Consider the following 25,721-nt stretch of genomic DNA (forward strand, 5'->3'; position numbering starts at 1 on the left):
ATTAAATAAAATATTCCAGTTTATATTATTACTAACATTACAACATAAACTGGAATCTAAAGTTTGTTAATATTCTTCTATATCAGCATTCATGGCCAATGTAATATTTAGGTTGCCATTTCTACATCTAAGTGAATCTAAGAATTCTTTTTGACTTATATTATTATCCATTGTTATTGTATAAACAAGCTGAAACAAGCTGCCTAAGTCAGTAGTTTTAACCTTTTTAAGCTCATAACTCTTTGTGTACTTTTCAAATATTTCATCAAAAGCTCCTTCATAATGTAAATTTTCTGGAATAGTTATTTTAAGAATCTTTTGTGATGTTTTATTAGCGCCAAAATTAAATATATTGATTATAAACATAAGCAAGCAAAGGAACACTGTAAAGATAGCTGCATATCCAAAAGCCCCAACTCCACAAGCAAGTCCTGCTGCCATTGTAAATAGTATATAAGAAATTGCCTTCGGATCTCCTGGTTCACTTCTAAATTTAATAATTGAGAAAGCACCTGCTAAGCTGAACGCCCTTGCAAGATTGCTTCCTATTAAAAGTACAATTATAGAAATAACTACGGGTAAAATAACTAAAGTAACTGAAAAGTTTTGAGAATGCCCTCTTTTACTTGAAGTCTTCATATAAGTAAGGCTTATAATTCCTCCTAAAATGAAAGCAACAATTATTGTAAATATCGAATCCATTAAAGGTATTGTTGTACTAGTTGTGGTTGTGTTAGATGCTGTGTTAAATATTGTTTCGAACATAAATTCATTTCTCCCCTCAAGTTCATATTATTTAACAACATTTTTTCATATTCTTTTCCATACTTTGAAAAACTCGTTTTAAAGATCTTATATTCTGAAAGCATTTGTGATAGCCATAATGGCATGCTGCTTCCAACTTTTATCTCCATTAGCCATTTATCATCATCTACTAGACTTTCTCCATGATCTCCACTTTCAAGTCTTAAGTCATATCTTCTTGTCCTTATATTTGTATCAAAGGTTATTCTTATATCTCTATTTTCTTTACAAAATAGTGATTTTCTCTCATAGGCTACATAAACTTTAGGCTCTAAGTCATACATCTTTAGCATATATTGAATTTCATTTATAACCTGTTTATTCATATAATCCTTTATCTCAGGCTTTTCTTTAGTGTATGCAAACTCATAAGCTTCATTTAATTTTAATTTTGTTCTTCTTTTGCTCCCGACCCCAGCGACTTTTTTCTTGACCTCAAAATATATCTTTTCATTTCTTTCAGGAATTCCATATGCTCTAATTCTAAGCTTTTCTTTATATCTTGGCTTTGACAAAGAAGTTCTTATTAAATGATTATCTTTTGTATCTAAGTAAATATTGCTTATGGTGTATAACTCGTGGTTTCTGTTATACTCATCCAACTCCATATATTTTAAAAGTCTTCCTTGAATTTCTTCATATATTGACTTATCAATTAAATACTTAACTTCGTGCCTTTTAAAAACCTCAATAGCCATTATGATTCTCCTTTCATTAATTCATTCATATTTCCTTCGTTGATTTAAGTATATAAAATGAACCTTAAATAAATCTTAAATAACTTATATAAATTTAAAGTTTAGGATTTTGTTTGTATTTAAGAAAAATAAAAACTCACCTGTAAATTCTCAAAAGAATCTACAGGTGAGTTTGCTTTATTCTATACATTTTAAAAGGAAATTGCGACGTTTTTAATGTTAAATCTAGTATAGGTTCTGCATTGTAGAAAGCATTGAACAAGCAATTAGAAGCTCTTTATCTCTGAATTTAAAGCAACGTTAAGAATTTTCTACTGTTTGAACGGTAGTGAGTTTAGAAAATTTAGGTGCTTTAAATTGAGAGATATTAGAGCTTCTTTGAGAAGTGAACGTTTCTTAAATGCAGAACCTATACGGAAGATTTAACATTAAAAACCGTCGCAATATTTCTAACAGTCGCTGCAGCTTGCACAATCCCCACAGGCAATTTCTGTTGTTTCCATATTAAAAATATGCTCTCCTGCGGCATCAATATCCTTGACTTCCTTTATAATTTCTTCTAAACACTTAAATATTTTAAAAGATATTCCCTCAGCTTGTTTACAATAGTTATGTGCATTTTCGTAGTTTTCGCTTTGAATTGCATCCATTACCTTTCTGCCACAGTTATGAAAATCCATATGAACTTTCTCTATTGCCTTCCAGTTAGAAGTAATCTTTGGATGCTCAACATTAATTGCATAATAAAAATGACCAAATGCACATCTGCTTCCATCTAATTGAAGAGGATATACTTTCATTGTATTTACAGATCTTTTTAAATTAGACAGCCACTCTTCATGGGACTTTTTAGCTTTCTCCATGTATGCAATAAAATCTTTATTATTTATTGAATTTGAGCTATTTTTTAAATGCGATAACATTTTTTTTACTATATCTGATAATTCAGAATCAATCTTGGAAATCTTTGTTGCTTCACTGGAACTCTCAACAGCACTTTTATGAATTTCTTCTGTCATATTAGTAAGTTTTTCTGCATCAGAAGTTGATATTTCCATAGCTTTATTAATTTCATCTGCTGAAATGCTAATTCCATTCATGGATTCATTAAGTACTTTTATATCTTTAACTGTAGTGTTTAATAGATTAACATTTTCTTGAATAGTAACTTTAACCGTATCAATTTTTTCACTCATTTTACTTGTTACATTTATTGTCTTATCCATACTGCTTTTACCATCTGCTGCAGCTTGATGAATATTTGTCATAATAGATTTCATGCCAGAAAGATTTACTTTTGTATCATCTGCAAGTTTTCTAATTTCTTCAGCTACTACTGCAAATCCTTTTCCATGTTCTCCCGCTCTTGCTGCTTCTATGGAAGCATTTAGTGCTAATAGATTTGTCTTTCCTGCTATCGCTTCTACAGTTTTTACAATATCACTAACTTTATTAGCCATTTCAACTAGATAATCAATCTTACTACTCATTACATTTGCATTACTTACAACATCTTCCTTAATGTTACCGATTTCATTCATTTGATCAAGAGCTTCAATATTGCTTTTCATAAGATTTTGTGATGAATCTGATACACTATTAAGAGTTTTTGTTGCAACAAAAATGGTGTCATTAACTCCATTCATGCTAGCAGTAGTTTGTTCAACAATAGCTAAATTAGACTGGCTCACATCCGACATTTCTTTAGCAAACTCAATTAACATATTGGATATATATCTCATCTCAGAATCAAAACTGCTTATACTAGCACCTATGTCAATGATTCTTTTAGAAGATTCAGCTAAACTTTCTTCACTCTGAAAAAGTTTATCAAAATAATTAGCTATTTTTATATGTCTGTTATACTGAACAACAGGTTTTTTAATTATTCTACCTTTCATCCGATTATCAACATATTCCATAATATCATCAGCTTCATGGCATGGTGTTCTTCTAGATTTAAAAAACATAAAATCCTCCCCTTATAAATTTTTTATTTAGTTTTGATACTTTTTAACGTTTATGTGCATTCTTTGATATTCTTAGCTTATTTTATCGGTTAAAATCACCAAAACCTTGACTAAGCTATATAAATTTAACACTTTGTTCACATCATTATAAATAAAAAAGACACCCCATATTAGGGATGACTTTTACTCTACACGTAAATTACTATAATTATTAACTTTATGATTCTTCATTCAATTTTTTCAATAGATTAAAAAAGTCTTCTTCAGTTTTTCTGTCCAAATATATATTTAGCAGTGATTGAGTAGACATTTTGCTAAAACCCTTACACCCATTACTTAGCATCTCTGTAAGAATGTTCATAAAGCTTTCATTACTTTTATCTATATTCTTAAGCATTCTATCTGCCATGTCGGTTACTAACTCTTCTTCTATACTATCTCTAAGTCTTTTAGTATATTCTTTCATAAATTCCTGAGTTTCTTCAGGATATGCAGAAAAATCTCCCGATAACAGTTCTTCAATTTTAATCATAATTTCACTCCTTTTGTAAGTAAACAGCTTCCTTTCATTATACTTTGCATATTAGTTTATCTCAAGAATTTATATATTTAACTGAATATAATCATTAACTCTTTGATTTAATAAGTGTACATCTATGAGGAAATTTACAGACTTGACACTTCATTTTAATATATTTTTTTATTAATAATTATTATTTTTTAAAAACACTTGACTTATATCATTAAGTACACTATACTTAACCTACAGCTTAAGGGAAACCTTAGTTGATAATATCGCGGGATGGAGCAGTTGGTAGCTCGTCGGGCTCATAACCCGAAGGTCGTAGGTTCAAGTCCTGCTCCCGCAACCATAGAAAAGACATCCTAATATTTAGGATGTTTTTTTATTTCAACTTTGTTTACCTTATTTAATAGCAATTCTTTAATTTCAATCATAATACTAATTATACCTAGTATCTTTGATATAAGAAACAATTCTTACATAACAATATAAATTTGTATATAATATTTATATCGTGTTACAATAATCTTATATATTTAAATTTCATTAATAAATCAAGTGAACAATTATTATTTAAAAAAACACTTGACTTATATCATTAAGTACACTATACTTAACATACAGCTTAAGGAAAACCTTAGTTGATAATATCGCGGGATGGAGCAGTTGGTAGCTCGTCGGGCTCATAACCCGAAGGTCGTAGGTTCAAGTCCTGCTCCCGCAACCATAGAAAAAACATCCTAATAATTTAGGATGTTTTTTAGCTTATATTTTACTTTCTTAACACCTCTAGCTGTAGCTCTGGGTTGATTTCTGCTATTATATATACCTTTTGTTTTTTTATTCTTTTAATATCAATTCTTTTTTATATGTTGAAAATTTTGTTGTATGTGCCATTATTCATTTGAATAACTGCTATTTTTTACACAAACATTATTTAATTCTTTCACGTCAGTTTCCTAACTTCTTCCAATGTTCATATGCCTCACTTAATTCAGAAAATGAACTAGCTTTATCTTTTGCTTTAATTGCACCGCGAAGACGTGCCAAAGCAAAACCAAAATCATTAATCTCATCCCTTTCTGAACTAAATTGAACTCTTTTAACTATTTTATTCCATGCTTCATTTAACTTTTCAGTATTATTACTAGCTTCTTCCCATTTTTCATTATTAATATTTTCAGTTATAACTTGAATCAGCTCTGGTACATTATCATCTTTATAAAAAGATTTTTTCAAATAACCTCCACTTAGCATTGCTAGTATAAAACAAACTATTGTAATTATTGGTATAGTGACTATCAAAAATTTTCTCATCTTAATTCACCTCTCTTAATAAGGTCCCTTATAATCACCTATATCAGTAATATTTTTCATTTGATCCTTATACTTATCAATATATAAATTTCCTCCTGGGTCTAAAGTTAAAAGATATACCTCTGCTGGGTCATTTATTCCATGCTTTTTTAGCTCTTTTAGTAGCCATTTTGTGTCCTTATTAAGTTGTCTTAAATTTTCTTCTATAATTATTCCTTCATAAATTATTTCTGTGCCTATGCCAGAAGGCCTTGCCTTAATATTCATATCTTTTAACGTTAAAGGCAAATACTCTGGTTTCTTAAGAATTGAAATCTCTCCATTTGGCTCTATTATGGCATAAGCTACCTCATTTACATTAAACACTTCTTTGTTTCTGAGTAATTCTAAAATCTCTGCTGCTGTATATCTTATTTTTTTCAAAACATCTTCCATTATCTTTCCATTCATTATTACAATAACTGGTTCCCCCTCCAAGTACTTAGCTGCATATCTCCACTTCAAACTTAAAAGCTCCATTAAGTATCCTAGGGTAGCCCAAGTTATAAGTCCTACCCAATGCGGCCATGCCCTACTTGATAAATCCGTAGTCAGTGTAGCTGCGATAGACCCAATTGTAATACCTAGAATGTAATCAAAAAATGTCAACTGGCTTATTTGCTCTTTTCCTAAAATTCTTGCACAGATAAGTAGTGAAAAAAAACCTATAATTGCTCTAACAAAAACAACTAATCCTTCATTCAAAGTATTTACCCCCTTATTTTCTGCTCTCTATTTTAATATCTCTAATAACTTCTTTGTCACATTACTCATGAACATATTATTCCATTTATTTGTATAGTATCTCCTCTTAATATAAAATTTATATAATATAACTAAAACTATAAAAATGAGAGCATATATAGATTTTTATACACCTCTATATATGCTCTCTTATTACTTACTTAATATACTATTTGCTCATTCCTGTATAAATGAAAATTGCATCTCTTAAAAATTCTGCTGTCCCTGGTTGTTCCTTATCATAGTATTCCGTAAATCTCTCATCATCAACATACATTTGTGCAAGGCCTGCATGTGCCTCCTTACTGTACTGACTCCAAGAATAAGTTAACCATTTCTTGTGTAAGTCAGCTGCCTTTTGAGCTAGCTCACTTGCTGGATTCCCAGTTTTAAAAGCTTCTGCTAAAGTTGCCATTAATTCCTCTGATAGCGCTGTCACCTCGTTATATTGTTCTTCTGTCATGTTCATTAACTTTGCATTTGACTTATTAACAGTATCATCGCCATATTTCTCTCTTATTTCTTGACCATACTTTTTCTCATTGTCATCAACCATCTTTTGTTTAAATCCTTCAAACTTTTCTCTATCACTCATAATAATTCTCCCTTCAGTTTGTGCAATTGTTTTATCCACATTTGAAATCAACAAATCCAATTGATTTCTCTTTTCAAGAAGCTGGGCGCGATGTTCTTTCAGTGCTTTGGCTCCATCAAAGGATGGTGCAATTACTATATTTTTTATACTTTCTAAACTTACACCTAATTCCCTGTAAAATAATATCTGCTGCAATCTATCAACTTCCGCTTGCCCATATATACGATATCCTGATGAATTAATTCTTGCCGGCTTAAGAATTCCTATTTCATCATAATATCTAAGTGTTCTGGTACTTACACCCGCTATTTTACTTAGTTTTTGCACTGTATATTCCACGTGCTTTCACCTCCTGACAAAATAAATATACACCTTTACGCAACGTTAATGTCAACAACTTTTAAAAACTTTTAATAAATTTTTTTAATAATAAAGAAAGAACAATAAAAGCGTGGTACCTCAAGTATTCCACGCCTTTATTATAAGTTAGTTAGTTATTTATTAGTTACTGGATCATATCCTATCACAGTCCATATTCCTGTATTATCTTGTCTTATAAGTCTTTCTAGGTAGACTCTTCTAATAGGAGTCTTATCTCCAGGTACTTCTATAATTGCAACTTTTCCATTATTCTTTATAACTTTAAGCTCTTCATATTTAATAGGATAATCTCCTTGAATACCTTCTGGAGAAATCTTTAAGCTTACAAAAACCTGAGTTACAAATATCGGATCTAACTTCCATGGTGAATGCCCTGCATCAACGCTTTTCTGATCATTTTTTTCCTTTTCTAAATCAATAGGAACTTTAACTTGTGGTTTATCTACAAATTCACCTACTGATAATTGACCTGCTGCGCTGTTAGTTGGAGTCTTTGTACTCTCTGCTGCATATACAATGTTAGTTTTTTCTATAGGCACTATATTATTTAATATAATACTTAATGTAGATATCATTGCAACAGAAAATATTCCACAAACCCACTTTTTTCTTAATTTGTTCTCTCTATCACTCATAGGCCCATTCCTCCATTATTTAATAATCTCTTTTTAGTTTTTCCAAGGTTTTTATTATAAATTCTTAGGATACCTTGTAAATATCTAAAAGTGTTTTTATTTTATTATTTATTTTATTAACATCTACAGAATTTATTATTTCATCCTTCAAGTTGTACTTTTCTTTTAGCTTCAATATCCTATAAACACTTTCGTCTATTCTTTCTTGTGATATTTCTCCCTTGGATACTGCACTTTTCAAAGCATTAATTACTCCTATTTCATTATTATAACCATGACCAACTAATATAATATCAGTTCCAGCATTTACTGACTTTACCGCAGCCTCATTCAGGCTATAGTTTTTAATTATTGCCCCCATAGTCATCTCATCAGTAATTACCACACCATCAAATTTAAGATTATTTCTTAGTAAATCGGTTATAACAGCTTTTGACATGGAAGAAGGATTTTCACTATCAATCTTAGGAAGAAGTATGTGAGCAATCATTACCATATCAGCGTCATTTTCTATAGCTTTAGCAAAAGGTATCAGTTCAAGACTTTGTAATCTATCTAAATCATTATTTACAGTTGGAAGCCCTACATGTGAATCTACTGAAGTATCACCATGTCCTGGGAAATGCTTAACTACAGGAATAACATTTTCTTCTTGAATCCCCTTCATAGTTTCAACACCTAAACTGCTTACAATATCAGGGTTTGATCCAAATGATCTACTACCTATAACTGGATTTTTAGGATTACTATTAACATCTAGAACTGGTGCAAAGTTCATATTAAATCCAAAGCACTTTATTTCATCAGCAATAGTTCTACCAATCTTGTTTGAAAAATCTTTATCATTTATCTGCCCAATTATTTTATTTGTCGGAAACCTTTTAAATTCCTGAGGCATCCTTGTTACCTTTCCCCCTTCTTCATCTAGAGAAAAAAATAGGGGAATTTTATTATTAACATTTTCCCTTTTCAATGAATTAACTAAACTAAGAAGCTGATTAGTACTCTGAACATTCTCTCCAAATATTATAAATCCTCCAACCTTATGCTCTGTTATTAGCTTTCTTGAATTATCATTTAAATTATATCCTTCAACTCCTACCATAAGCATTTGCCCAATTTTTTCATCTAAAGTCATTGTGTTTATTTTTTCTACTATAGGGTCAACTTGCTCAGTGATTCTGATTATTTTGGCATCAGCTTGAACAGGGTAAGACTCTCTTACTGGTCCTTTAAATATAATCTCTACTTTTGTTCCCTTTTTTAAAGCATTTCTTTCTAATTCTTCTTTTGTATCATTATCATAAATTTTGGTTTTCTCTCCAATGAATACACTAGCTTTATCATGTTGCGTATCCTGTTCAAGTTTTTCTTCTACTAATATACTTGTTATTTTACCATTATCATCTAATGATACATTTGTTATTTCTCCCCTTATGCTTAACTTTTCTTCTGTAATTTCTTTACTGCATCCAACTACGGTAAGTAATAAAAAAATACTAATTAATAATATTATCTTCTTCATCATAAATTTAACCTTCCTATAACTTTTATTTCACTTATATATACGTAAATATAAATAAAAATGTCATTTTACTACATATAACAGTAATTTTAATAACTATTATATTCTTGTCAAATTTCATATTTGTTATAACATCTTTAAATTTAATTACAAAAGTGTATACTATTCTTATGATAAACTTTTCTAAAAGGTGGTGCTACTAATGAAAGATATAAAGGTATTTATAACAAGCTGGTGTCCTCATTGCAAAAGGGCATTAGACTGGATAGATGAAGTAAAAGAAGAAAATTCAAAATACAGAGATATTAAAGTCGAGATAATTGATGAAGAAAAGCATCCTGATATATCTAAGCAGTATGATTATTATTATGTTCCTACTTACTATGTTGGAAATAGTAAAGTTTATGAAGGAGGTACTACTAAAGATATTGTTATACAGGCCTTTGAGGAAGCCGCTAAATAAAAAATTCCAGATATCATAATATGTAGAAAAGCTATGAGTTTTTTCTCAAAACTCATAGCTTTATAATATGCTTTGTTTTAAGAACTATAATTCAGGCTTAGGCATTGGCATTCCAGCCTCAATAAGTTCTTTGTTTTTCATTAAGAAGAAACCTTGAATAACTAGTAGCACTCCAGTTCCAATAAGCATCCATTCTATAGCAACGGCATCAGCCAAAGGCCCAAACACAAGCATAGCAAGAGGCATTGTAATACTTGATATCATCCCTAAAACACTAAATACTCTACCTAGAAAATTCTCTTCTACTTTCTCCTGCAGTAAAACCGTAGCAGGTGTATTAAAGGCTGGCATAACAGCACCAAATAAGCACATAAAACCTAAATATACCCAAAAGTTTGGAACAACTCCAAGTGCAAAGGTACATATTCCCATGATAAGGCTTGACAGCGTCATTGTATGAGTTCTATTTTTAAAGCCACCCCAAGATGCTATAATGATACCGCCTAACATCATACCAATGGAAAAAGTGATTTCAACTGCCGTTAAACGCCAAACATCATCACCAAAACTACGTGCCACCTGCAGAGGTGTTAAAAATGCAGCTGGTGAAACTAATACATAAAAAATAGCACAAAATACAAAGAATCTCTTAACATATCCATGATTTTTAATGTAGTTATAACCTTCAACCATATCACTAAAATAGCTAGTCTTTTGTTTTTCTAATGCTTTTGCATGAGATGGAACCTTTAAAAATAAAAGTAATATAGAAACCGCTATAGCTGCTGTAATAACATCTATAAAAAATATCGATTCTATGGTAGCCATATTTAAAAGGGCTCCACTAATCATAGGTGATACCAACATAACTAGTGATTGTATACTGCTGTTTGTTGCATTGACCTTAGTAAGCTTATCCTCTGGCACAAGCTGTGGAAGAAAGGCTGATATAGCTGGAGACTGGACTCCTGAGCCCACGGAACGCACTGCAGATGCCACAAAAAGCATCCATAATGAATCGTATCCTTTTAAAAATAGTATAGCTAAAATAAGTGTTGATATTGCAATTAAAGAATCTGACAACATTATAAGCACTTTTCGATTATAGCGGTCAGCCCATACCCCAGCAAAGGGTGAAAGAAAAAAGGTAGGCACAAACCCACAAATAATTGATATGGCCATCATTACACCAGATTGTGTTTGCAATGTAATATACCATGTAATTGCATATTGAACCAGCATGGATCCAAAGAGAGATATGGTCTGACTAGCTAAAAAGAGTGTTATGTTCCTTTTCCAATTATTATTCATATTTAAAATATTTCCTCCAATTATTTTTATAAAAAATCATCTATTTTAAAGACTATCCCTTAGCTTTTTTAATTTAGTTAACGTTTCATGATATTCCTTATCTAATGCTATTACATCATCCTTTTTTGATGGCATGGATATTCGTCCTATAACTTCTGAAAGGCGATTTTGTAATACAAAGACTTCCTTTTCAATTTCAGCTTTATTATTATCTACAGTTTTATTTTTACTATCTAAATATTCCTTGTAGTTTCCATTAAACACATTTATTTTATAGTTCTCTATAATCATTATCTGATTCGCAACAGACTCTACAAATCTTCTATCATGAGAGACAAATAGTAACGTTCTATCGTACTCCCTAAGTGTATTTTCTACAACTTCAAGGGAATTTATATCCATATAGTTAGTAGGCTCATCTAATATAATCAAGTTAATATCCTGGAGTAGCATTTTTGCAAAAGAAACCTTAACTCGTTCTCCTCCACTTAATACGTTTATTTTTTTATAAATGTCATCTCTTTTAAATAACAATCTTGCCAATAATATTCTAGCAAAGGTTTCATCATATATGCTACGTTCCATTATATTTTCTATTATGCTTAAATCCTCTTGCAAAATGCTCATGTCCTGACTAAAGTATCCTATCTTTGCTCCCTTGGCAATTTTTATAGAATCATCATTATTCATTATCATTTTAATTAGAGTACTTTTCCCACATCCATTATGTCCAATTAATGCTATCTTTGATTCATTGTATATATTGAATTCAGCATTATTGAATATAACCTTTTTCCCAAAAGATTTATTTATATTGCAGCCTTCTATAATTATTTTACTATGAAGCTTGCTTGAATCTATAATATCCAGTTTAATTCCCTCTTGTTTCTTAGGCTTTTCCTTAACTTCAAGATGATCTATTCTTTTTTCAACATTTTTTACTGCCCTCTCAAGACTTGCTTTTCCCTTTTGGCCACCCATCTTATGGAGCCTTGCTTCGGAATTCCCCATTCGTTTAGGTGTTCTTTTTATACTCTTCACTTTTTGCGTTGTATCCGTAATCACTTCTTCAAGCCGTTTCTTTTCTTTCACATAATCTTCATATTCAAATTCAGCTCGTTCTCTTTCTTGAGTTTTTTGAGCAACATAGCTACTATAATTGCCATTATATATTTTTATTCTTCCATCCTCTACTTCCAATATCTTATTGCAGAGCTTATCTAAAAAGTTTCTATCATGAGATATTAACACTAATGCACCTTTGTACTCACCAAACTTTTTCTCCATAAGCTCAATGCCTTCTATATCCACATTACTGGTAGGCTCATCTGCAAATATCAATAAACTGTTATTGCTTAATCCATCCGCAATCTTAAATCTAGTTTTTTCTCCTCCACTCATATTCTCATCCCAAGTATTTTGAACACCAAACTTTGAAGCCATTTCATTACTAATGTTTCTATTTTCAGGTTCTTCTAACTGAGATATATATGAGTATCTTTCATATAGCTTAATCAAACCTTCATCTGGTTCTAACCTCTTACTTAGTATATTGATTAAGGTGGTCTTACCTATCCCATTTACCCCTATAACTCCTATTCTATCTTTAGAATAAATTTTTAAAGTTTCTACATCTAGTATCAGCCTATCACCAAAATATTTCTTAATATTACTGCATTCCATTAACAACATAAAAAATCCCCTCCTTGCAACTTGGAGAGGATAGCGTAATAACTATATAACAACCTAAATGTACCCTAAATCAAATCTGAACTCATGTAAGCATAAAGTTATAATACAAATATACGATTTACTCCTCTAACAATTAAGAAGATAAGTTTCATATATTGGTACATATCAAGATTTAATTAGCTAATTAAGGCTAAAATTCTATTATATAGACAAACTATCAACAGTTACAAACGACGCTATCCACTCTCAAAATTCAATAAAATGCATGACAATAAAGCCTTCTATTAAGACTTTATTAAATTTTCATTTTACATAATTAAAAGTGAATTACATTCTCATTTCTGCCAATACCTTGCCCTTTCTTAAAATTAAATTTATTGATATTCAATATGATTATATAGGCAACTCATCTGATTGTCAACTTATGGATGACATTTATTTATTTCTAATAAGTATTTCGTCAATGAGTCCATACTCTTTTGCTTGCTTTGAAGTCATAAAGTTATCTCTTTCCATATCATATTGAAGTTTTTCTATAGATTGCCCTGTTTTCTCACTATATATTTCTATAAGTCTTTTTTTAGTTTTAAGTATCCTATCAGCATATATTTTTATATCAGTAGCTTGACCGGTTAATCCCCCTGAAATAGAAGGTTGATGTATCATAATTTCACTGTTTGGTAAGGCAAATCTTTTACCCTTCGCTCCGCCTGCTAATAAAAATGATCCCATACTAGCTGCCATGCCCAAACATATAGTTGACACATCAGGTTTAACATACTGCATAGTGTCATATATAGCAAGCCCTGCTGTAATTACTCCCCCTGGACTATTTATATAAAATACTATATCCTTTTCTGGATCTTCAGCCTCTAAAAATAGCATTTGGGCAATTATAATACTTGCAGTAGAATCGTTAACTTCCTCGCTCAAAACTATAATTCTGTCCTTTAGCAGTCTTGAATAAATATCATAAGATCTTTCTCCTCTATTAGTTTGCTCTACAACCATAGGTACATAACTCATATATTTTCTCCTTTACTTCAAAAATATTAATATATGTTTTTCCACCTATGCAGCCTTGCATATAGAGCTTATTGTTGAAGGTGAGGATATCTTACTATAGGATGTCTCAATCTTTCTATACGATAAAATATCAACTTGTCTCCTTCTAAATTCCCCTGGAGATATATCAAACATCTTCTTAAATGCTCTTGTAAAAGATTCTTGACAACTAAATTGATATTTAAGTGCTATATTTATAATTTTTTCTTCACTTTCTACTAATTCTTTAGCAGCTTCAGTTAAACGCCTCTTTCTAATATAATCCATTACCGTTTCTCCAATAGTCTCATGAAAAATTCTATGATAATGAAATTTAGAAAGAAACGCTATTTTAGCTAAATCCTCAAGCAATATCTTTTCCTTTAAATTATTTTCAATATAATCTATAGACTCTTGAATTACTTCCCTATAATCCATCTCACACCTCACTCTATCAAAGCTACATGCTTTAATTATAGAAGCTTTACAAATAAAAATCTTAACATTTTTTGCTCTATTCATTTTTCAATAAAACTATTTTCTCATATATAAAACACGAGGAATGACAGTAAGATACAAATAATTTATACTTTCACTATGAAAAATAGTTACTACCACTTTAGAACATATAAGCCCTAAAGCAATTCCTGTAATAACATCTAATGGATAATGCACGTTTAGATAAATTCTAGAAAATGCTATTAATGAAGCTAAAACAACTGCCATAATGCTTAATTTATTATCCATCATGATGAGTATGCCTGATGCTGCAAATGAAGATGCGGTGTGTCCTGATGGAAAGGAATAAGTTATAGGCTTGGATATTAATAATTTATTTATCTTCATATGTTCAAAAGGCCTTGTCCTTTTTATAATATGCTTTATTATTCCCTCTCCAATAATAGTAACTAAAACTATAGAAGCAATTACCATATAACCTTCAATTCTATAATTCTCATTTTGTATCAAATATATTGAAATAATTGCCCACACTATGGCGCCATTACCTAGTGCAGTAATCAACGGCATTATTTTATCAAGTACTTTACATCTTATTCTTTTGCTTAATAAATTCAACATTTTTCTATCAATAATTTGCAAGTAAGTTATCATACAGTAATCACTTCCTTTCTATATTTTTATTTAAATTTAAAAACATATTAACTATTATATTATATATATTAATTCTATCATAGTTTTTAATGATGTTTTAGTTATAAAAGCAAAAAATAACTTAAGAAAATCTTAATTTTACTATGATAGTTATTATTTCTCCCTTAAATTTAAAATTTATATTAAATTGGTTAACTGCAAAGATTGAGAATAGGCAAGTATTGTAATTATTTTAGAAAGTACAGCTATGACTATAAATTTCTTAAAACTAATCCCACTAATTCCAGCTCCAACACAAATAACTTCATCTGGAAGTATAGGCAAAATAAATAATCCAATTAAAACAACAATTTCATTTTTAATAATAAATTTTTTATACTTTTCAATTTGCTTAGGCTCTACAAGTTTATTTACTAACTTATTTCCTCCTACTTTGGCTATCCAGAACATGGTAATAACCCCAACTATAGTTCCACTAATTCCAATTATAAATCCATAAGTAGAGCCAAACACAGCACTTCCTGCCATAATTGTAACTGGCTCAGGCAGTGGTAATATTATAGGTTGTAAAAAGCATATAAGAAAATAAATTAATTTGCCTACTGAGCTACTTCTTTTTAAAATGTACTCTAATCCGTTATTATGAATTAACACTATAACTGAACTAATTAAAGTAATTACTGTCCATATACTTATAAAAATAAATAAATACGTAATAGTATTTCTAAATAAATTATAATTCCTTTGTTCTTTTATAAATTGTGAATGTAAAAGTAATATATAAAATAAAATTAACGCTCCTGTTAATGCTGTCTTATATATAGGCAATAGTCCAACTAATATAAACTGTAACATATATATAGAAATTATCGAAAATATCCCTGGCATAATTAAATCAAATTTTTTAAATTCAATATTATTCAGCATAACTACAGCTCCCTTTTATATAATCATTTGCTTCTTTGTCTAGAAAAATAACAAAATGATAAAATTGATATTAATGCCACTCCCAATTCCAAATAAGCCTTAAATACTATAAAAATTAAACTTAAAAATATAAATATAATTAATCTTAAAGCTATTATTTTATTCATCTTCATTCCATCTCCCTGCTAATTTATATCTATATTCTAAGCCTGAAATATTAAAACCTCATTAGAAAAGCATTAATGTTTATTAAGAAAAGTCTTAAGATTTATTAAGAAATCTAATGTATAAATATTTAGGAGCAATATCCCTACTGATACATATTATAAAATGAGTAGCTAAAAAAATATTTTCTTATATTATTTTTAGCTTGTTTGTAATTATATGGAGGGATTAATTACCATGGGGGAACCCAAAAATAAGTCCAAAAAAATCATGATACTTATCGTTACTTTCCTTGCAACTTTACTTAGTATGTACTTAGCTATGTCCGTATATTTTATGAATCGCTTTTATTTTGGATCCTCAGTTAACTGCATTAATGTTTCTGGGAAAACTATACAAGAGGCAAATAAAGAATTAGCAGATGAAATTACAGCATATACGCTTATATTAGAAGGACGCGGTGGTTTAAAAGAAGAAATTAAATCCGCTGATATTTCCCTAAAATATAATCCCGATGCTAAACTTCAAAGTTTAAAAGATAGTCAAAATCCTTTTAAATGGATTTATGGAGTTTTTAACAAAACAAACTTTGACTTATCTGAAGTAGCTTCATACGATGCAGATTTATTAAAAAAATCTATAGATAATCTTTCTTGCTTTAATGCTAATAACATAATCGAATCCAAAAATGCTAGTTTTAAGTATTCAGATAATGGATACAAAATTGTTAAAGAAATCAGTGGAAATAAAGTCAATAAAAATATCTTATATAATCACGTTGTAGATACAATTCTCAAAGGAGAAACAAGAATAAATTTAGAATCAATAAATTGTTATGAAAAACCTCAGTATACTTCAAATTCTAAAGAAATACTTACTATTAAAGATATGCTTGATAAATACACGTCTACAAAAATCACCTATACTTTTGGTCAGCGTATGGAAACTTTAGATGGGAATATAATAAATGCCTGGATTAATGTGGATGAAAATTTGAAAGTAACATTTAATGAAGCAAAAGTTAAAAATTATATAGATACTTTGGCAAAAACTTATGATACATTAGGCAGCACAAGAAACTTTATTACATCTTCAGGAAAGTCAATATCAGTTAGTGGTGGTGATTACGGGTGGTCAATTAACAAATCTAAAGAAGTGCAGGACATAATTGCAGCTGTAAAGAATGCAAAATCTATAACTAAAAAACCAGTGTACAATCAAACTGCACTATCTCATGGCATTAATGATATTGGAAATACTTATGTTGAAATCAATCTATCGAAGCAATATCTATGGTTTTACAAAAGCGGCTCTCTTATTGTAGAGGGCAGTATTGTTACAGGAAATGTAAGTAGCAGCCATTCAACACCTTCAGGTACTTATAAATTGAAATATAAACAAAAGGATACTGTCCTCCGAGGAGCCGATTATGCTGCACCTGTAAGTTATTGGATGCCTTTTAACGGAGGCATTGGTATTCACGATGCAAATTGGAGAAGCACATTTGGTGGAAATATATATTTAACAAATGGTTCTCATGGATGTGTAAATGCTCCCTACTATGTGGCCAAAGCAATATTCAACAATATCGAAGCAGGAACTCCAATTATTTGCTATTATTAATTTAACCCAAATGGACTGTCTCAAAATAATTAAAAATTATTTCAAGATAGCCCTTCTTTGCTATTATTAAATTAGAACTTTAAAATTAGGCAGCCTTATGTTTTAACTCTTTACATTCATTTATTGCTGCTGTATATATCTCTTCAACAATATCATTTGTTTTATTATATTCACTTACAAGCTTTTGGGAATATTCTTGTCTAAATTTCTTGCTAAATAAAATCTTTAATAATCTCATATCTTTATCCTCTCCTCATAAATTCTATATAAATATTCTAAATCTGAATTATGAAGTGATGATGAAGATATGAATTTAACATATTTATTTTTTACTAATAATCATGTACAAGCCTTATCTTATAAAATTCATAAATACTTTATCTTCTCTTTTATTTTCTTCTATATTATCTTTGCCAGAATGGATTAACTTCATAAGCCAAGACATATTTTTACCTAAAACTCTCATAATTTGCATTCCTTCTTCATCTTGGGTTGCTTCACCTGGTTCCGTGCCATGTACTACATTCCAGTAATTTGATGTAGGCATTACCATTTCTGAATAATTAATGTAGTTATTTAGTTGGTCAAAAGTTGGAACCCCTCCAGACCTTCTAACTGCAACTACACTAGCTCCTACCTTATGTCTAAGCATTCCACCATTTACAGATGTTACAAGAAATACACGATCTAAAAATGATTTCATGGTTCCTGCTATAGCTGAATAATGTACAGGAGAGCCTAAAATAATTCCATCAGCTTCTTTCATTTTTTGAATCCATTCATTAACTTCATCATTTTCTATAACACATCTTTCATTCATATTTCTACTGCATCCACCACAAGCTAGGCATCCACGTATTACTTTATTTCCTACATGTATAACTTCTACTTCTATATTTTCTTTTTCTAACTCATTAGCTACAGCCTTTATTGCCTCATAAGTATTTCCATTTTTTCTAGGACTTCCGTTAAAAGCGATTACTTTCATTATATATAATACCTCCATAAAAGTTCTTATATTTAAATCTTTTCAGATCATGCCATTATTATATGGCTCAACACTTTAATTAACAAGTACGCACTTTTTTGTTAGATGACTTACCTTCAGGTAAGATTTATTGTAATATGTATATTTACGCTATGTTATAAATTTTTATTGATAATTTTTTTAGTATATAATATAACTATAATATGTTTTTTAATTTTATTTTTCTCCTATTCACAAAATAACTAAAGGCAGGTACCTTAATGATATATTATAATAAAAAAGAATATATATGTTTACTAGATTTTGCTATGGATCTTATAAGAGGCAAATGGAAAGCCGTTTTATTATGTCATTTATATAACGAACCTAAAAGATTTTTAGAACTTCAGCGAATAACTAAAGGAATAAGTCAAAAGGTATTAAATGAAAAACTTAAGGAATTAGAAAATGATGAATTAATAAGCAAAATAATTTATGCAGAAATTCCCCCTAAAGTTGAATATTATCTTACTGATAAAGGAAAAGAGCTTACCAAAATTATTAAAGAAATTGAAGATTGGTCTATTAAATATTATCCTCACTTAGACAGTGGTTGTGATCAATAATTTATTAAATTGAGGTATACTATTAAAGAAGCACTGAATAATTATTCCAAAAAATTCTTTACATAGTATCACTTCAGCATTATAATGAGTTTAAAGTAATATATTAATTACATAAAAAATTAATATAAATATAATTAACTAGGGGTGCCCTTTGGCTGAGAAGATTTTACTAATCTAACTCTATGAACCTGACGTAGTTAGTACTACCGTAGGAAAGTTATGTACGATTATTATTATAATTGATTTTTATAATATGATTTTGTAAGAAGCTTTGCCGTATGGTAAAGCTTCTTTTTAATTTATTTTTAAAATTTAATAATTAGACCATTTGAAAAATGCAGATAATAAATACTAACGCTTATTTTTTGAAAGGCCTAGCGCAAGGGGAGCTTATATTGATAAGCTGAGAAAGAGATGTTATCTCTGACCCTCATAACCTGATTTGGATAATTCCAACGTAGGGAGCATTTTTCAACTATACATTTGTATTCTTGTTGCAAGCCCTATTAGGCTTGCATTTTATTTTTCTCAAAAATAATTAAATAATAAAGGAGAGTTTAAATTATGTATACAACTCAAATGGATGCAGCTAAAAAAGGTATTATTACAAAAGAGATGGAAATAGTAGCGAAAAAGGAAAATATGCATATTGAAGTTTTAAAAAAGCTTATTGCAGAAGGGAAAGTTGCTATACCAGCTAATAAGAATCATAAATCCATAGATCCAGAAGGTATAGGAGAAGGCTTAAGAACAAAAATAAATGTAAATTTAGGTATATCAAAAGATTGCTGTGATATTGATGAAGAAATGAAAAAAGTACAGCTAGCTTTAGACATGAAGGCTGAGGCTATAATGGACTTAAGCTCCTTTGGAAAAACTGAAGAATTTAGACAAAGACTTGTTACTTCATCATCTGCTATGATAGGAACTGTCCCAATATATGATGCTGTGGGATTTTATGATAAAGAATTAAAGGATATTACTGCAATGGAATTTTTAGATGTTGTAGAAAAGCACGCAAGAGATGGTGTAGATTTTGTAACTATTCATGCTGGTATAAATAGAGAGACTGCAAATGTATTTAAAAGAAATAAAAGACTTACAAACATTGTTTCAAGAGGTGGTTCTCTTCTTTATGCCTGGATGGAGCTTAATAACAAGGAAAATCCTTTTTATGAATATTACGATGAGCTATTAGATATATGTGAAAAATACGATTTAACTTTAAGTCTTGGAGATGCCTGCAGACCTGGTTCTATCAATGATGCTACCGATGCCTGTCAGATAAAAGAACTAATGGTACTAGGAGAATTAACTTTAAGAGCTTGGGAGAGAAATGTTCAAGTTATTATAGAAGGCCCTGGACACATGGCATTAAATGAAATCAAAGCAAATATGCTGCTTGAAAAGAAACTTTGTCATGGTGCTCCATTTTACGTATTAGGCCCTATAGTTACAGATATAGCCCCTGGCTATGACCACATTACAAGTGCTATTGGAGGAGCATTAGCTGCTAGCTGTGGAGCTGATTTTCTATGCTATGTAACTCCGGCAGAGCATCTAAGATTACCTAATCTAGAGGATGTTAAAGAAGGTATCATTGCTTCAAAGATAGCTGCTCATGCTGGTGATATAGCTCAAAATATTCCTGGTGCTAGAAACTGGGATAACGAAATTAGTAAAGCAAGACAAGAACTTAATTGGGAGAAAATGTTTGAGCTTTCTATTGACCCAGAAAAAGCTAGAAGATATAGAAAAGAATCTTCTCCTGAGCATGAGGACAGTTGTACTATGTGCGGAAAAATGTGTTCCATGAGAAATATGAATAAAATAATGCAGGGGAAAGATATCAATATTTTAAGAGAAGATAATTAGGAAGTGATGAAATGCAAATAAATGATGTTGATAAATACAAAGTATAGGGAGCATCCATACCTTATCCTTTAGGCCTTATTAAAAATAATTTTATATTATATGACGAAGCTTTATCGAAGTAAATAGTTTAGGATATATAGGCATAGATGGTTTTTTAAGCACTTTAGGTCATAAAAAAAGTGCATGTTTAAAGTGCTTTATGTAATATATATTGTGAGTGTTGATTTATGAGACTTCATAGACTTTTGGGAATTATTTTGATATATATATCCCGATTAAGTAATTTTTATTATATTTGCTGCATCTTAAAAGGTTGAAAAACTATCTTATGTAATAATAGTTTTTCAACCTTTTTGAAAATCACTATTTATTTAATTAATTCATTCATTGCAATAGCTATATTTTTTAATTCTTCAGCACTAGTAGCTATTTCTTCACTTGTAGCTGCACTTTCACTTACTGAATCACTTACTGTACTAAACATATTTATAGTATTTTGTGTTTTTCCAACTATATCAGAGTTGAGAACCACTACATTTTCTGTTTCATTAAGTAAGTTAGTTGTTAATTTATTAATTTCATCTATATTTTCTCCAGACAACTTTAAATCTTCAATCATACTAATTACATTAGAAACCGTTTCATTAAGAAATTTATTTCCTACACTTATTTTGTCATTATTATCTTCCATTAGTCCTTGTACTTGATTTGTCTTTTCTTTAAATTCATTGACAATAGTACTTATATCACTTAATGACTTTTGACTATTATCTGCAAGTCTTCTAACTTCATCTGCAACAACAGCAAATCCCCTACCTGCTTCCCCTGCCCTTGCAGCCTCAATACTAGCATTTAATGCTAGTAGGTTTGTTTGCTCTGAAATGCTACCTATAACAGATAATATCTCATCCATTTGTCCTGATCTTTCTTCTAAAACTCTTATAGCATTATAAGTTGCTTCTATACTCTTTATTATGCCTTCCATAATATCTAGTACACTTCTTAAAGATTCCTCATTATCATTAGAAACTCTAACCAAGTCTATAGAAACCTCTTTAGTCTCCTTAGCTTTCAAAGATACCATTTTATTTATATCTAATAATATTTCTAAACTATCCTTGCTTTTATATGACTTATCTAACATTTCTTTTGAATCTATACTTATTTCATGACTAGTGTTAGCAATTTCTTGAATCGAATTAGTTTCTTCTTCAAGCATAGTTGATAACAAATCACTTGATTTTAATAACCTATTTGAAAATTCAGCTATCTTAATAAATAAACCCGAAATCCTATCATTTTTTTCTTTAAGCATATCCTCATTAGCTTCTACATCTTTAAGTAACATGGAAGCAAAAAGTGTAAAAATATAAATTCCAGCAGAAATAAGTGTTATAACTATACTTCTTACTATTAGCTCTCTTATAATTACCTGATCATCTGGCAAAATTGAAGGATTAAATTTAAATATTATAAATTGACATATTAAACCTATGATTATAGACAGTATGTTCATTTTATTATCTAAAAATAATGCTCCTATTATTATAAAGTAAAAAACACTTACCCATAATTCCTTTGACGGTATCATTAAAGTAATATAAAGATAATTAACATATGATATTACTAATATAATTGGCTTAAACATATTTAACTGATTCATCCAATTATCATTAGCTTTTAATATTGATTTATAAACGACTCTAAACATTACCACTTCTAATAGCACTAGTACTGTAAATATTACAATATAGCCCCATTTCACTTCTTTATATAAGCCTAAGAGCTTCATACCTGCAAATGTTATACCTGCTAACAAGGCACTTATAGAATAGAGAATTAAAACAAATCTTAAAGTTTTCTTTTGATAATTGCTCACAATCCCATCATTATTAGCCATAAATTATCCTCCGTTTAATTACATATTTTTGTACAATAAGTTTCTTAATATTTAATAATAATTTTGCTAGCATTTATATAATAATGCAGTCATTATATATCCACCAGCTACCGAACAAAATACTAGTATATCGTCTTTATTAAACTTCTCTTTTCTTACTCTGTCATCTAAAGCCATAATAGGGCTTGTACACCCAGTATACCCATATTTATCGCCGACAAATGTTGCCTTATTTAAAGAAGCTTCTAGCTTGTTTAATGTTAATTCTATATCAGATTTAGAAAACTGGGACATGAAATAATGTGAAACGTCCTTTGGTTTGTATTTATTTTCTTTTAATAACTCAGTAATTAATTCTGTCCATTTGTCTGAAAGAAATCCAAAATCAAATGGGTTCCATGCCATTTTTTTATCATGTGCTTTAATAGCACTTGGTACATTAGATAAACCACATGCAGGAAATCTAATGGTTTCATTATATGTATCATCTGTAAATACTCTGGAGCCTAATAACCCTCTTTCTTGATTTTCTTCCTTTACCTCTAATATAACAGCCGCTGCACCATCTGCAAGACATGAATAAACAACCATATCATCTTCACGAGCAAAAGGACTTATAAGCATTGAACCAACAACTAAAATTCTTTTATATTTTTTATCAGTTTTTAAATACTTTGACGCGATATCTATACCAGTAAGCATACCTACACAGTCATTATTTACGTCAAATACATTAGTAACATTTTCTGCTTGTAACTTATTTTTTAATATTAATGCACAACATGGAGTTAAATATTCTGGCGTATCAGAAACTGCTATTATGGCATCAATATCCGATGACGTTAAACCAGCATTTGAAAGAGCATTTTTAGCAGCCTCTACTCCCATGCTTATACTTGTTTCATTTTTACTAGCTAAAGTTCTTGAACTTCTTCCAAGCTTTTTCATGAGTCCAGCTACATGCTTTTCTGACCCATATCGTTTAAAATGGTTAATATAGTATTCATTCTTGACTAGCCTCTTGGGGTGATAACTCCCTATTCCTCTTATATAAACATTTTTAAACATAATTATGGCCTCCCTGATTTTATGATATTTAAAAACAAAAAATGCTAAAGAAGCCTTTGCTACAAGGGCACCTTTAGCACTTTATTATAAACTTTATTCATAAAACACTGTTCTATTAAAATACTTTGGCAACCTGGCAATCATAGGATTGATATTTCATCCATTAGACCCATAGCTTTGCGTCCCAACTTTTCAATAGGTTTGCTATTTTCAATATTTATTTGGATTTCACTAACATATTTTACATGCATTCAATTCACAAGTATATAATCGGCATTATTTACTACTTCTTTAGTATATTTTATTGATTGTACTATTATTATACAACTTCTATACATATCTAATGCCTAACAAAACTTATTAGAATATAATAAAAAACTCATCAGTATCTGTTGAATGGTAGTTTTTCAAGTTTATTTATATTAGAGATTAGAAGATATTGGTGCATACGTATCGTTAGAAATAAATTCAGAATTAATGAGCATTCCATTTTCATATGTTTTTCTTATGACTTTCACTTTATAGACACTATCATTCTTATTCACATCATTTTCAATTACATATACTTTCTTACTTAAATCAGAATTTGAAAAAATATTAATATATAAATTTCCATTCTCAGTATGTCCCTCTATATATATTGGATAGTTAAGCGTATTTACAAATTTAAAATCTATGTTTTGCCAATCAACTGTAGCATCAAGTCCAAGCTCTACATAAGAAGATGGTAATGAATGATTTATTCTCTCTATATTTTGTATTCCTGCTTTTAAGATTGCATTATATAGGGTAGATGACACCTGACAAATACCTCCACCTATCCCTGATTCAATTTTATTATCAATTATAACTGGGGCTTCCATATATCCTCGCTCTTTCGTTCTCTCTCCTACTACATCATTAAAACTAAAAGTCTCACCTGGCATTAAAATTGTACCATTTATAGCATTAATACAAACTTTAATATTATTAACTCTCATAAAAGATGACGATTTAAAACTTGTACTAAACGACGATATGCACGTATTAATACCAGAAAGTTCAGACTTTTTAATTTCAGCTTCTACCTCTTTAACAGGCGCCTTTATATAAATATCACCGCTTGTCCCTGATTCTATCATACTCTTAATATACTCATAAAGTTTTTCTTTTTCAACTATGGAACCTTTTATATCATCTTGTATTTGTATTTTACTTTCAGTATTCATTTTTATTATTGCATTTATAGGATTTTTATTGATTTCTTTTTCAATTTTACTTATGAATGCCCTAATTACTTCGTCATCACAAGTAAAATCTAAATTATATGCCTTATTACTACCAAGCTTTATAAGTTCATGCTGTTTAATTATATTTAAATCCTTTCCAAAGCTAAATGCTTTATCAATGGCACTATCAATACTGTAACTTTTAATTAATTGAAGCTTGTTTATAGAGTAAGTTTTACCATCAATTGTTACATATAGTTTCTTGTTATATATATTATCTATGTATTGAGTATTAATTATATTTCTTGCTTCTTCCTTAGTTTTACCCCCCAGATCAATATCAGCTATTTTTATATCACTATAAATCAACTGACTCCATCTCTCATTTTCCATATTTAATCCCCATACAAAACCAATTATTAAACCTAAAAAACTTGAGATAAACTGGAATACTAAAATCTTAAAACCTAAAGTAACACGATATTTTCCCTTCATCATTCCCTCATAA

The 25,721-nt window shown here is 29.7% G+C and carries 24 protein-coding genes, 2 tRNA genes and 3 riboswitches; of the genes, 6 read left to right on the plus strand and 20 right to left on the minus strand.

The annotated features are described in order from the left end of the window. Nucleotides 1-66 precede the first annotated feature (66 nt). The 4 genes from BSD9I1_RS13010 to BSD9I1_RS13025 all read right to left on the minus strand — a co-directional run bounded on the left by BSD9I1_RS13010 (nucleotide 67) and on the right by BSD9I1_RS13025 (nucleotide 4,004). Nucleotides 67-765 (minus strand): DUF4956 domain-containing protein, encoded by a 699-nt coding sequence (locus BSD9I1_RS13010; RefSeq protein WP_186430667.1) that lies wholly within the window; start codon nucleotides 763-765, stop codon nucleotides 67-69. Then, the gene (locus BSD9I1_RS13015) at nucleotides 702-1,502 is read right to left on the minus strand and encodes a polyphosphate polymerase domain-containing protein (RefSeq protein WP_186430668.1); all 801 of its coding nucleotides are present in this window, start codon (nucleotides 1,500-1,502) and stop codon (nucleotides 702-704) included. Before BSD9I1_RS13015 ends, BSD9I1_RS13010 begins: the two co-directional genes overlap by 64 nt. 449 nt (nucleotides 1,503-1,951) lie before the next feature. Further along, the gene (locus BSD9I1_RS13020; protein WP_186430669.1) at nucleotides 1,952-3,472 is read right to left on the minus strand and encodes a methyl-accepting chemotaxis protein; all 1,521 of its coding nucleotides are present in this window, start codon (nucleotides 3,470-3,472) and stop codon (nucleotides 1,952-1,954) included. Nucleotides 3,473-3,689: 217 nt separating this feature from the next. After that, the gene (locus tag BSD9I1_RS13025; RefSeq protein ID WP_186430670.1) at nucleotides 3,690-4,004 is read right to left on the minus strand and encodes a hypothetical protein; all 315 of its coding nucleotides are present in this window, start codon (nucleotides 4,002-4,004) and stop codon (nucleotides 3,690-3,692) included. Nucleotides 4,005-4,268: 264 nt separating this feature from the next. Between BSD9I1_RS13025 and BSD9I1_RS13030 the strand changes: the two genes are divergently transcribed. Both BSD9I1_RS13030 and BSD9I1_RS13035 read left to right on the plus strand, forming a co-directional pair. Then, nucleotides 4,269-4,344 (plus strand) — tRNA-Met (locus tag BSD9I1_RS13030). A gap of 302 nt (nucleotides 4,345-4,646) precedes the next feature. Further along, nucleotides 4,647-4,722: transfer RNA gene (locus BSD9I1_RS13035), tRNA-Met, on the plus strand. A 224-nt stretch (nucleotides 4,723-4,946) separates the two neighbouring features. Here BSD9I1_RS13035 and BSD9I1_RS13040 read toward each other — a convergent pair. The 5 genes from BSD9I1_RS13040 to nagZ all read right to left on the minus strand — a co-directional run bounded on the left by BSD9I1_RS13040 (nucleotide 4,947) and on the right by nagZ (nucleotide 9,234). After that, nucleotides 4,947-5,312: a DUF4363 family protein gene (locus BSD9I1_RS13040; protein ID WP_186430671.1), complete on the minus strand. Its 366-nt coding sequence runs from the start codon at nucleotides 5,310-5,312 to the stop codon at nucleotides 4,947-4,949. A 15-nt stretch (nucleotides 5,313-5,327) separates the two neighbouring features. Further along, on the minus strand, nucleotides 5,328-6,056 hold the full coding sequence (locus BSD9I1_RS13045) for a DUF421 domain-containing protein (RefSeq protein ID WP_186430672.1): 729 nt from the start codon (nucleotides 6,054-6,056) through the stop codon (nucleotides 5,328-5,330). Between the two features lie 208 nt (nucleotides 6,057-6,264). Further along, on the minus strand, nucleotides 6,265-7,029 hold the full coding sequence (locus tag BSD9I1_RS13050; RefSeq protein ID WP_186430673.1) for a MerR family transcriptional regulator: 765 nt from the start codon (nucleotides 7,027-7,029) through the stop codon (nucleotides 6,265-6,267). Nucleotides 7,030-7,184: 155 nt separating this feature from the next. Beyond that, nucleotides 7,185-7,706 carry a hypothetical protein gene (locus BSD9I1_RS18945; protein ID WP_242966470.1) on the minus strand — a complete coding sequence of 174 codons (522 nt, stop codon included), beginning with the start codon at nucleotides 7,704-7,706 and terminating at the stop codon, nucleotides 7,185-7,187. Between the two features lie 64 nt (nucleotides 7,707-7,770). Next, on the minus strand, nucleotides 7,771-9,234 hold the full coding sequence (gene nagZ, locus BSD9I1_RS13060) for a beta-N-acetylhexosaminidase (protein ID WP_186430674.1): 1,464 nt from the start codon (nucleotides 9,232-9,234) through the stop codon (nucleotides 7,771-7,773). A gap of 199 nt (nucleotides 9,235-9,433) precedes the next feature. On the opposite strand from nagZ, the gene BSD9I1_RS13065 reads away from it, so the two are divergent. After that, nucleotides 9,434-9,694, plus strand: a complete 261-nt coding sequence (locus BSD9I1_RS13065) for a thioredoxin domain-containing protein (protein WP_186430675.1) — start codon at nucleotides 9,434-9,436, stop codon at nucleotides 9,692-9,694. Nucleotides 9,695-9,778: 84 nt separating this feature from the next. On the opposite strand, the gene BSD9I1_RS13070 is transcribed toward BSD9I1_RS13065, so the two are convergent. From BSD9I1_RS13070 to BSD9I1_RS13095, 6 genes are all read right to left on the minus strand, one after another. Further along, the gene (locus BSD9I1_RS13070) at nucleotides 9,779-11,005 is read right to left on the minus strand and encodes an MFS transporter (protein WP_186430676.1); all 1,227 of its coding nucleotides are present in this window, start codon (nucleotides 11,003-11,005) and stop codon (nucleotides 9,779-9,781) included. A gap of 45 nt (nucleotides 11,006-11,050) precedes the next feature. After that, nucleotides 11,051-12,697 carry a ribosomal protection-like ABC-F family protein gene (gene abc-f / locus BSD9I1_RS13075; RefSeq protein WP_186430677.1) on the minus strand — a complete coding sequence of 549 codons (1,647 nt, stop codon included), beginning with the start codon at nucleotides 12,695-12,697 and terminating at the stop codon, nucleotides 11,051-11,053. 435 nt (nucleotides 12,698-13,132) lie between these two features. After that, nucleotides 13,133-13,723, minus strand: coding sequence for an ATP-dependent Clp endopeptidase proteolytic subunit ClpP (gene clpP, locus BSD9I1_RS13080; protein ID WP_186430678.1), 591 nt, complete (start codon nucleotides 13,721-13,723; stop codon nucleotides 13,133-13,135). 45 nt (nucleotides 13,724-13,768) lie between these two features. Beyond that, a complete protein-coding gene (locus BSD9I1_RS13085) occupies nucleotides 13,769-14,179 on the minus strand; it encodes a helix-turn-helix transcriptional regulator (protein WP_186430679.1) in 411 nt (136 codons plus the stop codon). A 96-nt stretch (nucleotides 14,180-14,275) separates the two neighbouring features. Next, on the minus strand, nucleotides 14,276-14,854 hold the full coding sequence (locus BSD9I1_RS13090) for a phosphatase PAP2 family protein (RefSeq protein ID WP_186430680.1): 579 nt from the start codon (nucleotides 14,852-14,854) through the stop codon (nucleotides 14,276-14,278). Between the two features lie 177 nt (nucleotides 14,855-15,031). After that, nucleotides 15,032-15,781, minus strand: coding sequence for a TVP38/TMEM64 family protein (locus tag BSD9I1_RS13095; RefSeq protein WP_186430681.1), 750 nt, complete (start codon nucleotides 15,779-15,781; stop codon nucleotides 15,032-15,034). 402 nt (nucleotides 15,782-16,183) lie between these two features. Between BSD9I1_RS13095 and BSD9I1_RS13100 the strand changes: the two genes are divergently transcribed. Then, nucleotides 16,184-17,569 (plus strand): peptidoglycan binding domain-containing protein, encoded by a 1,386-nt coding sequence (locus BSD9I1_RS13100; RefSeq protein WP_186430682.1) that lies wholly within the window; start codon nucleotides 16,184-16,186, stop codon nucleotides 17,567-17,569. Nucleotides 17,570-17,654: 85 nt separating this feature from the next. On the opposite strand, the gene BSD9I1_RS13105 is transcribed toward BSD9I1_RS13100, so the two are convergent. Together BSD9I1_RS13105 and BSD9I1_RS13110 are read right to left on the minus strand one after the other, a co-directional pair. Further along, the gene (locus BSD9I1_RS13105; RefSeq protein WP_186430683.1) at nucleotides 17,655-17,807 is read right to left on the minus strand and encodes a hypothetical protein; all 153 of its coding nucleotides are present in this window, start codon (nucleotides 17,805-17,807) and stop codon (nucleotides 17,655-17,657) included. A gap of 114 nt (nucleotides 17,808-17,921) precedes the next feature. Next, nucleotides 17,922-18,557: a flavodoxin family protein gene (locus BSD9I1_RS13110; RefSeq protein ID WP_186430684.1), complete on the minus strand. Its 636-nt coding sequence runs from the start codon at nucleotides 18,555-18,557 to the stop codon at nucleotides 17,922-17,924. Nucleotides 18,558-18,817: 260 nt separating this feature from the next. Here BSD9I1_RS13110 and BSD9I1_RS13115 point away from each other — a divergent pair, with 260 nt between their 5' ends. Both BSD9I1_RS13115 and thiC read left to right on the plus strand, forming a co-directional pair. Next, nucleotides 18,818-19,162: a helix-turn-helix domain-containing protein gene (locus BSD9I1_RS13115; protein ID WP_186430685.1), complete on the plus strand. Its 345-nt coding sequence runs from the start codon at nucleotides 18,818-18,820 to the stop codon at nucleotides 19,160-19,162. A 130-nt stretch (nucleotides 19,163-19,292) separates the two neighbouring features. Beyond that, a riboswitch (TPP riboswitch) is annotated at nucleotides 19,293-19,394 on the plus strand. Nucleotides 19,395-19,534: 140 nt separating this feature from the next. After that, nucleotides 19,535-19,640, plus strand: a riboswitch (TPP riboswitch). Nucleotides 19,641-19,723: 83 nt separating this feature from the next. Beyond that, nucleotides 19,724-21,037, plus strand: a complete 1,314-nt coding sequence (gene thiC / locus BSD9I1_RS13120; protein WP_186430783.1) for a phosphomethylpyrimidine synthase ThiC — start codon at nucleotides 19,724-19,726, stop codon at nucleotides 21,035-21,037. Between the two features lie 367 nt (nucleotides 21,038-21,404). Here the strand turns inward: thiC and BSD9I1_RS13125 are convergent, their stop codons facing one another. The 3 genes from BSD9I1_RS13125 to BSD9I1_RS13135 all read right to left on the minus strand — a co-directional run bounded on the left by BSD9I1_RS13125 (nucleotide 21,405) and on the right by BSD9I1_RS13135 (nucleotide 25,711). Further along, entirely contained in the window at nucleotides 21,405-22,937 is a 1,533-nt protein-coding gene (locus tag BSD9I1_RS13125; protein WP_186430686.1) for a methyl-accepting chemotaxis protein, read from the minus strand. 66 nt (nucleotides 22,938-23,003) lie between these two features. Continuing rightward, the gene (locus BSD9I1_RS13130; RefSeq protein ID WP_186430687.1) at nucleotides 23,004-24,005 is read right to left on the minus strand and encodes a ketoacyl-ACP synthase III; all 1,002 of its coding nucleotides are present in this window, start codon (nucleotides 24,003-24,005) and stop codon (nucleotides 23,004-23,006) included. Between the two features lie 124 nt (nucleotides 24,006-24,129). Beyond that, nucleotides 24,130-24,221, minus strand: a riboswitch (cyclic di-GMP riboswitch). 206 nt (nucleotides 24,222-24,427) lie between these two features. Beyond that, entirely contained in the window at nucleotides 24,428-25,711 is a 1,284-nt protein-coding gene (locus tag BSD9I1_RS13135; protein WP_186430688.1) for a VanW family protein, read from the minus strand. Nucleotides 25,712-25,721: the final 10 nt, after the last annotated feature.

This window comes from Clostridium sp. BSD9I1 (assembly GCF_900185645.1).
In the GTDB taxonomy this organism is placed as follows: Bacteria; Bacillota; Clostridia; order Clostridiales; family Clostridiaceae; genus Clostridium_AK.

What these genes read in the sequence shown, in the direction of transcription:
- BSD9I1_RS13010 (WP_186430667.1), bottom strand. Translation starts at nt 765, where the DNA reads ATGTTCGAAACAATATTTAACACAGCATCTAACACAACCACAACTAGT.
- BSD9I1_RS13015 (WP_186430668.1), bottom strand. Translation starts at nt 1,502, where the DNA reads ATGGCTATTGAGGTTTTTAAAAGGCACGAAGTTAAGTATTTAATTGAT.
- BSD9I1_RS13020 (WP_186430669.1), bottom strand. Translation starts at nt 3,472, where the DNA reads ATGTTTTTTAAATCTAGAAGAACACCATGCCATGAAGCTGATGATATT.
- BSD9I1_RS13025 (WP_186430670.1), bottom strand. Translation starts at nt 4,004, where the DNA reads ATGATTAAAATTGAAGAACTGTTATCGGGAGATTTTTCTGCATATCCT.
- BSD9I1_RS13040 (WP_186430671.1), bottom strand. Translation starts at nt 5,312, where the DNA reads ATGAGAAAATTTTTGATAGTCACTATACCAATAATTACAATAGTTTGT.
- BSD9I1_RS18945 (WP_242966470.1), bottom strand. Translation starts at nt 7,706, where the DNA reads ATGAGTGATAGAGAGAACAAATTAAGAAAAAAGTGGGTTTGTGGAATA.
- nagZ (WP_186430674.1), bottom strand. Translation starts at nt 9,234, where the DNA reads ATGATGAAGAAGATAATATTATTAATTAGTATTTTTTTATTACTTACC.
- BSD9I1_RS13065 (WP_186430675.1), top strand. Translation starts at nt 9,434, where the DNA reads ATGAAAGATATAAAGGTATTTATAACAAGCTGGTGTCCTCATTGCAAA.
- BSD9I1_RS13070 (WP_186430676.1), bottom strand. Translation starts at nt 11,005, where the DNA reads ATGAATAATAATTGGAAAAGGAACATAACACTCTTTTTAGCTAGTCAG.
- abc-f (WP_186430677.1), bottom strand. Translation starts at nt 12,697, where the DNA reads ATGTTGTTAATGGAATGCAGTAATATTAAGAAATATTTTGGTGATAGG.
- clpP (WP_186430678.1), bottom strand. Translation starts at nt 13,723, where the DNA reads ATGAGTTATGTACCTATGGTTGTAGAGCAAACTAATAGAGGAGAAAGA.
- BSD9I1_RS13085 (WP_186430679.1), bottom strand. Translation starts at nt 14,179, where the DNA reads ATGGATTATAGGGAAGTAATTCAAGAGTCTATAGATTATATTGAAAAT.
- BSD9I1_RS13090 (WP_186430680.1), bottom strand. Translation starts at nt 14,854, where the DNA reads ATGATAACTTACTTGCAAATTATTGATAGAAAAATGTTGAATTTATTA.
- BSD9I1_RS13095 (WP_186430681.1), bottom strand. Translation starts at nt 15,781, where the DNA reads ATGCTGAATAATATTGAATTTAAAAAATTTGATTTAATTATGCCAGGG.
- BSD9I1_RS13100 (WP_186430682.1), top strand. Translation starts at nt 16,184, where the DNA reads ATGGGGGAACCCAAAAATAAGTCCAAAAAAATCATGATACTTATCGTT.
- BSD9I1_RS13105 (WP_186430683.1), bottom strand. Translation starts at nt 17,807, where the DNA reads ATGAGATTATTAAAGATTTTATTTAGCAAGAAATTTAGACAAGAATAT.
- BSD9I1_RS13110 (WP_186430684.1), bottom strand. Translation starts at nt 18,557, where the DNA reads ATGAAAGTAATCGCTTTTAACGGAAGTCCTAGAAAAAATGGAAATACT.
- BSD9I1_RS13115 (WP_186430685.1), top strand. Translation starts at nt 18,818, where the DNA reads ATGATATATTATAATAAAAAAGAATATATATGTTTACTAGATTTTGCT.
- BSD9I1_RS13125 (WP_186430686.1), bottom strand. Translation starts at nt 22,937, where the DNA reads ATGGCTAATAATGATGGGATTGTGAGCAATTATCAAAAGAAAACTTTA.
- BSD9I1_RS13130 (WP_186430687.1), bottom strand. Translation starts at nt 24,005, where the DNA reads ATGTTTAAAAATGTTTATATAAGAGGAATAGGGAGTTATCACCCCAAG.
- BSD9I1_RS13135 (WP_186430688.1), bottom strand. Translation starts at nt 25,711, where the DNA reads ATGATGAAGGGAAAATATCGTGTTACTTTAGGTTTTAAGATTTTAGTA.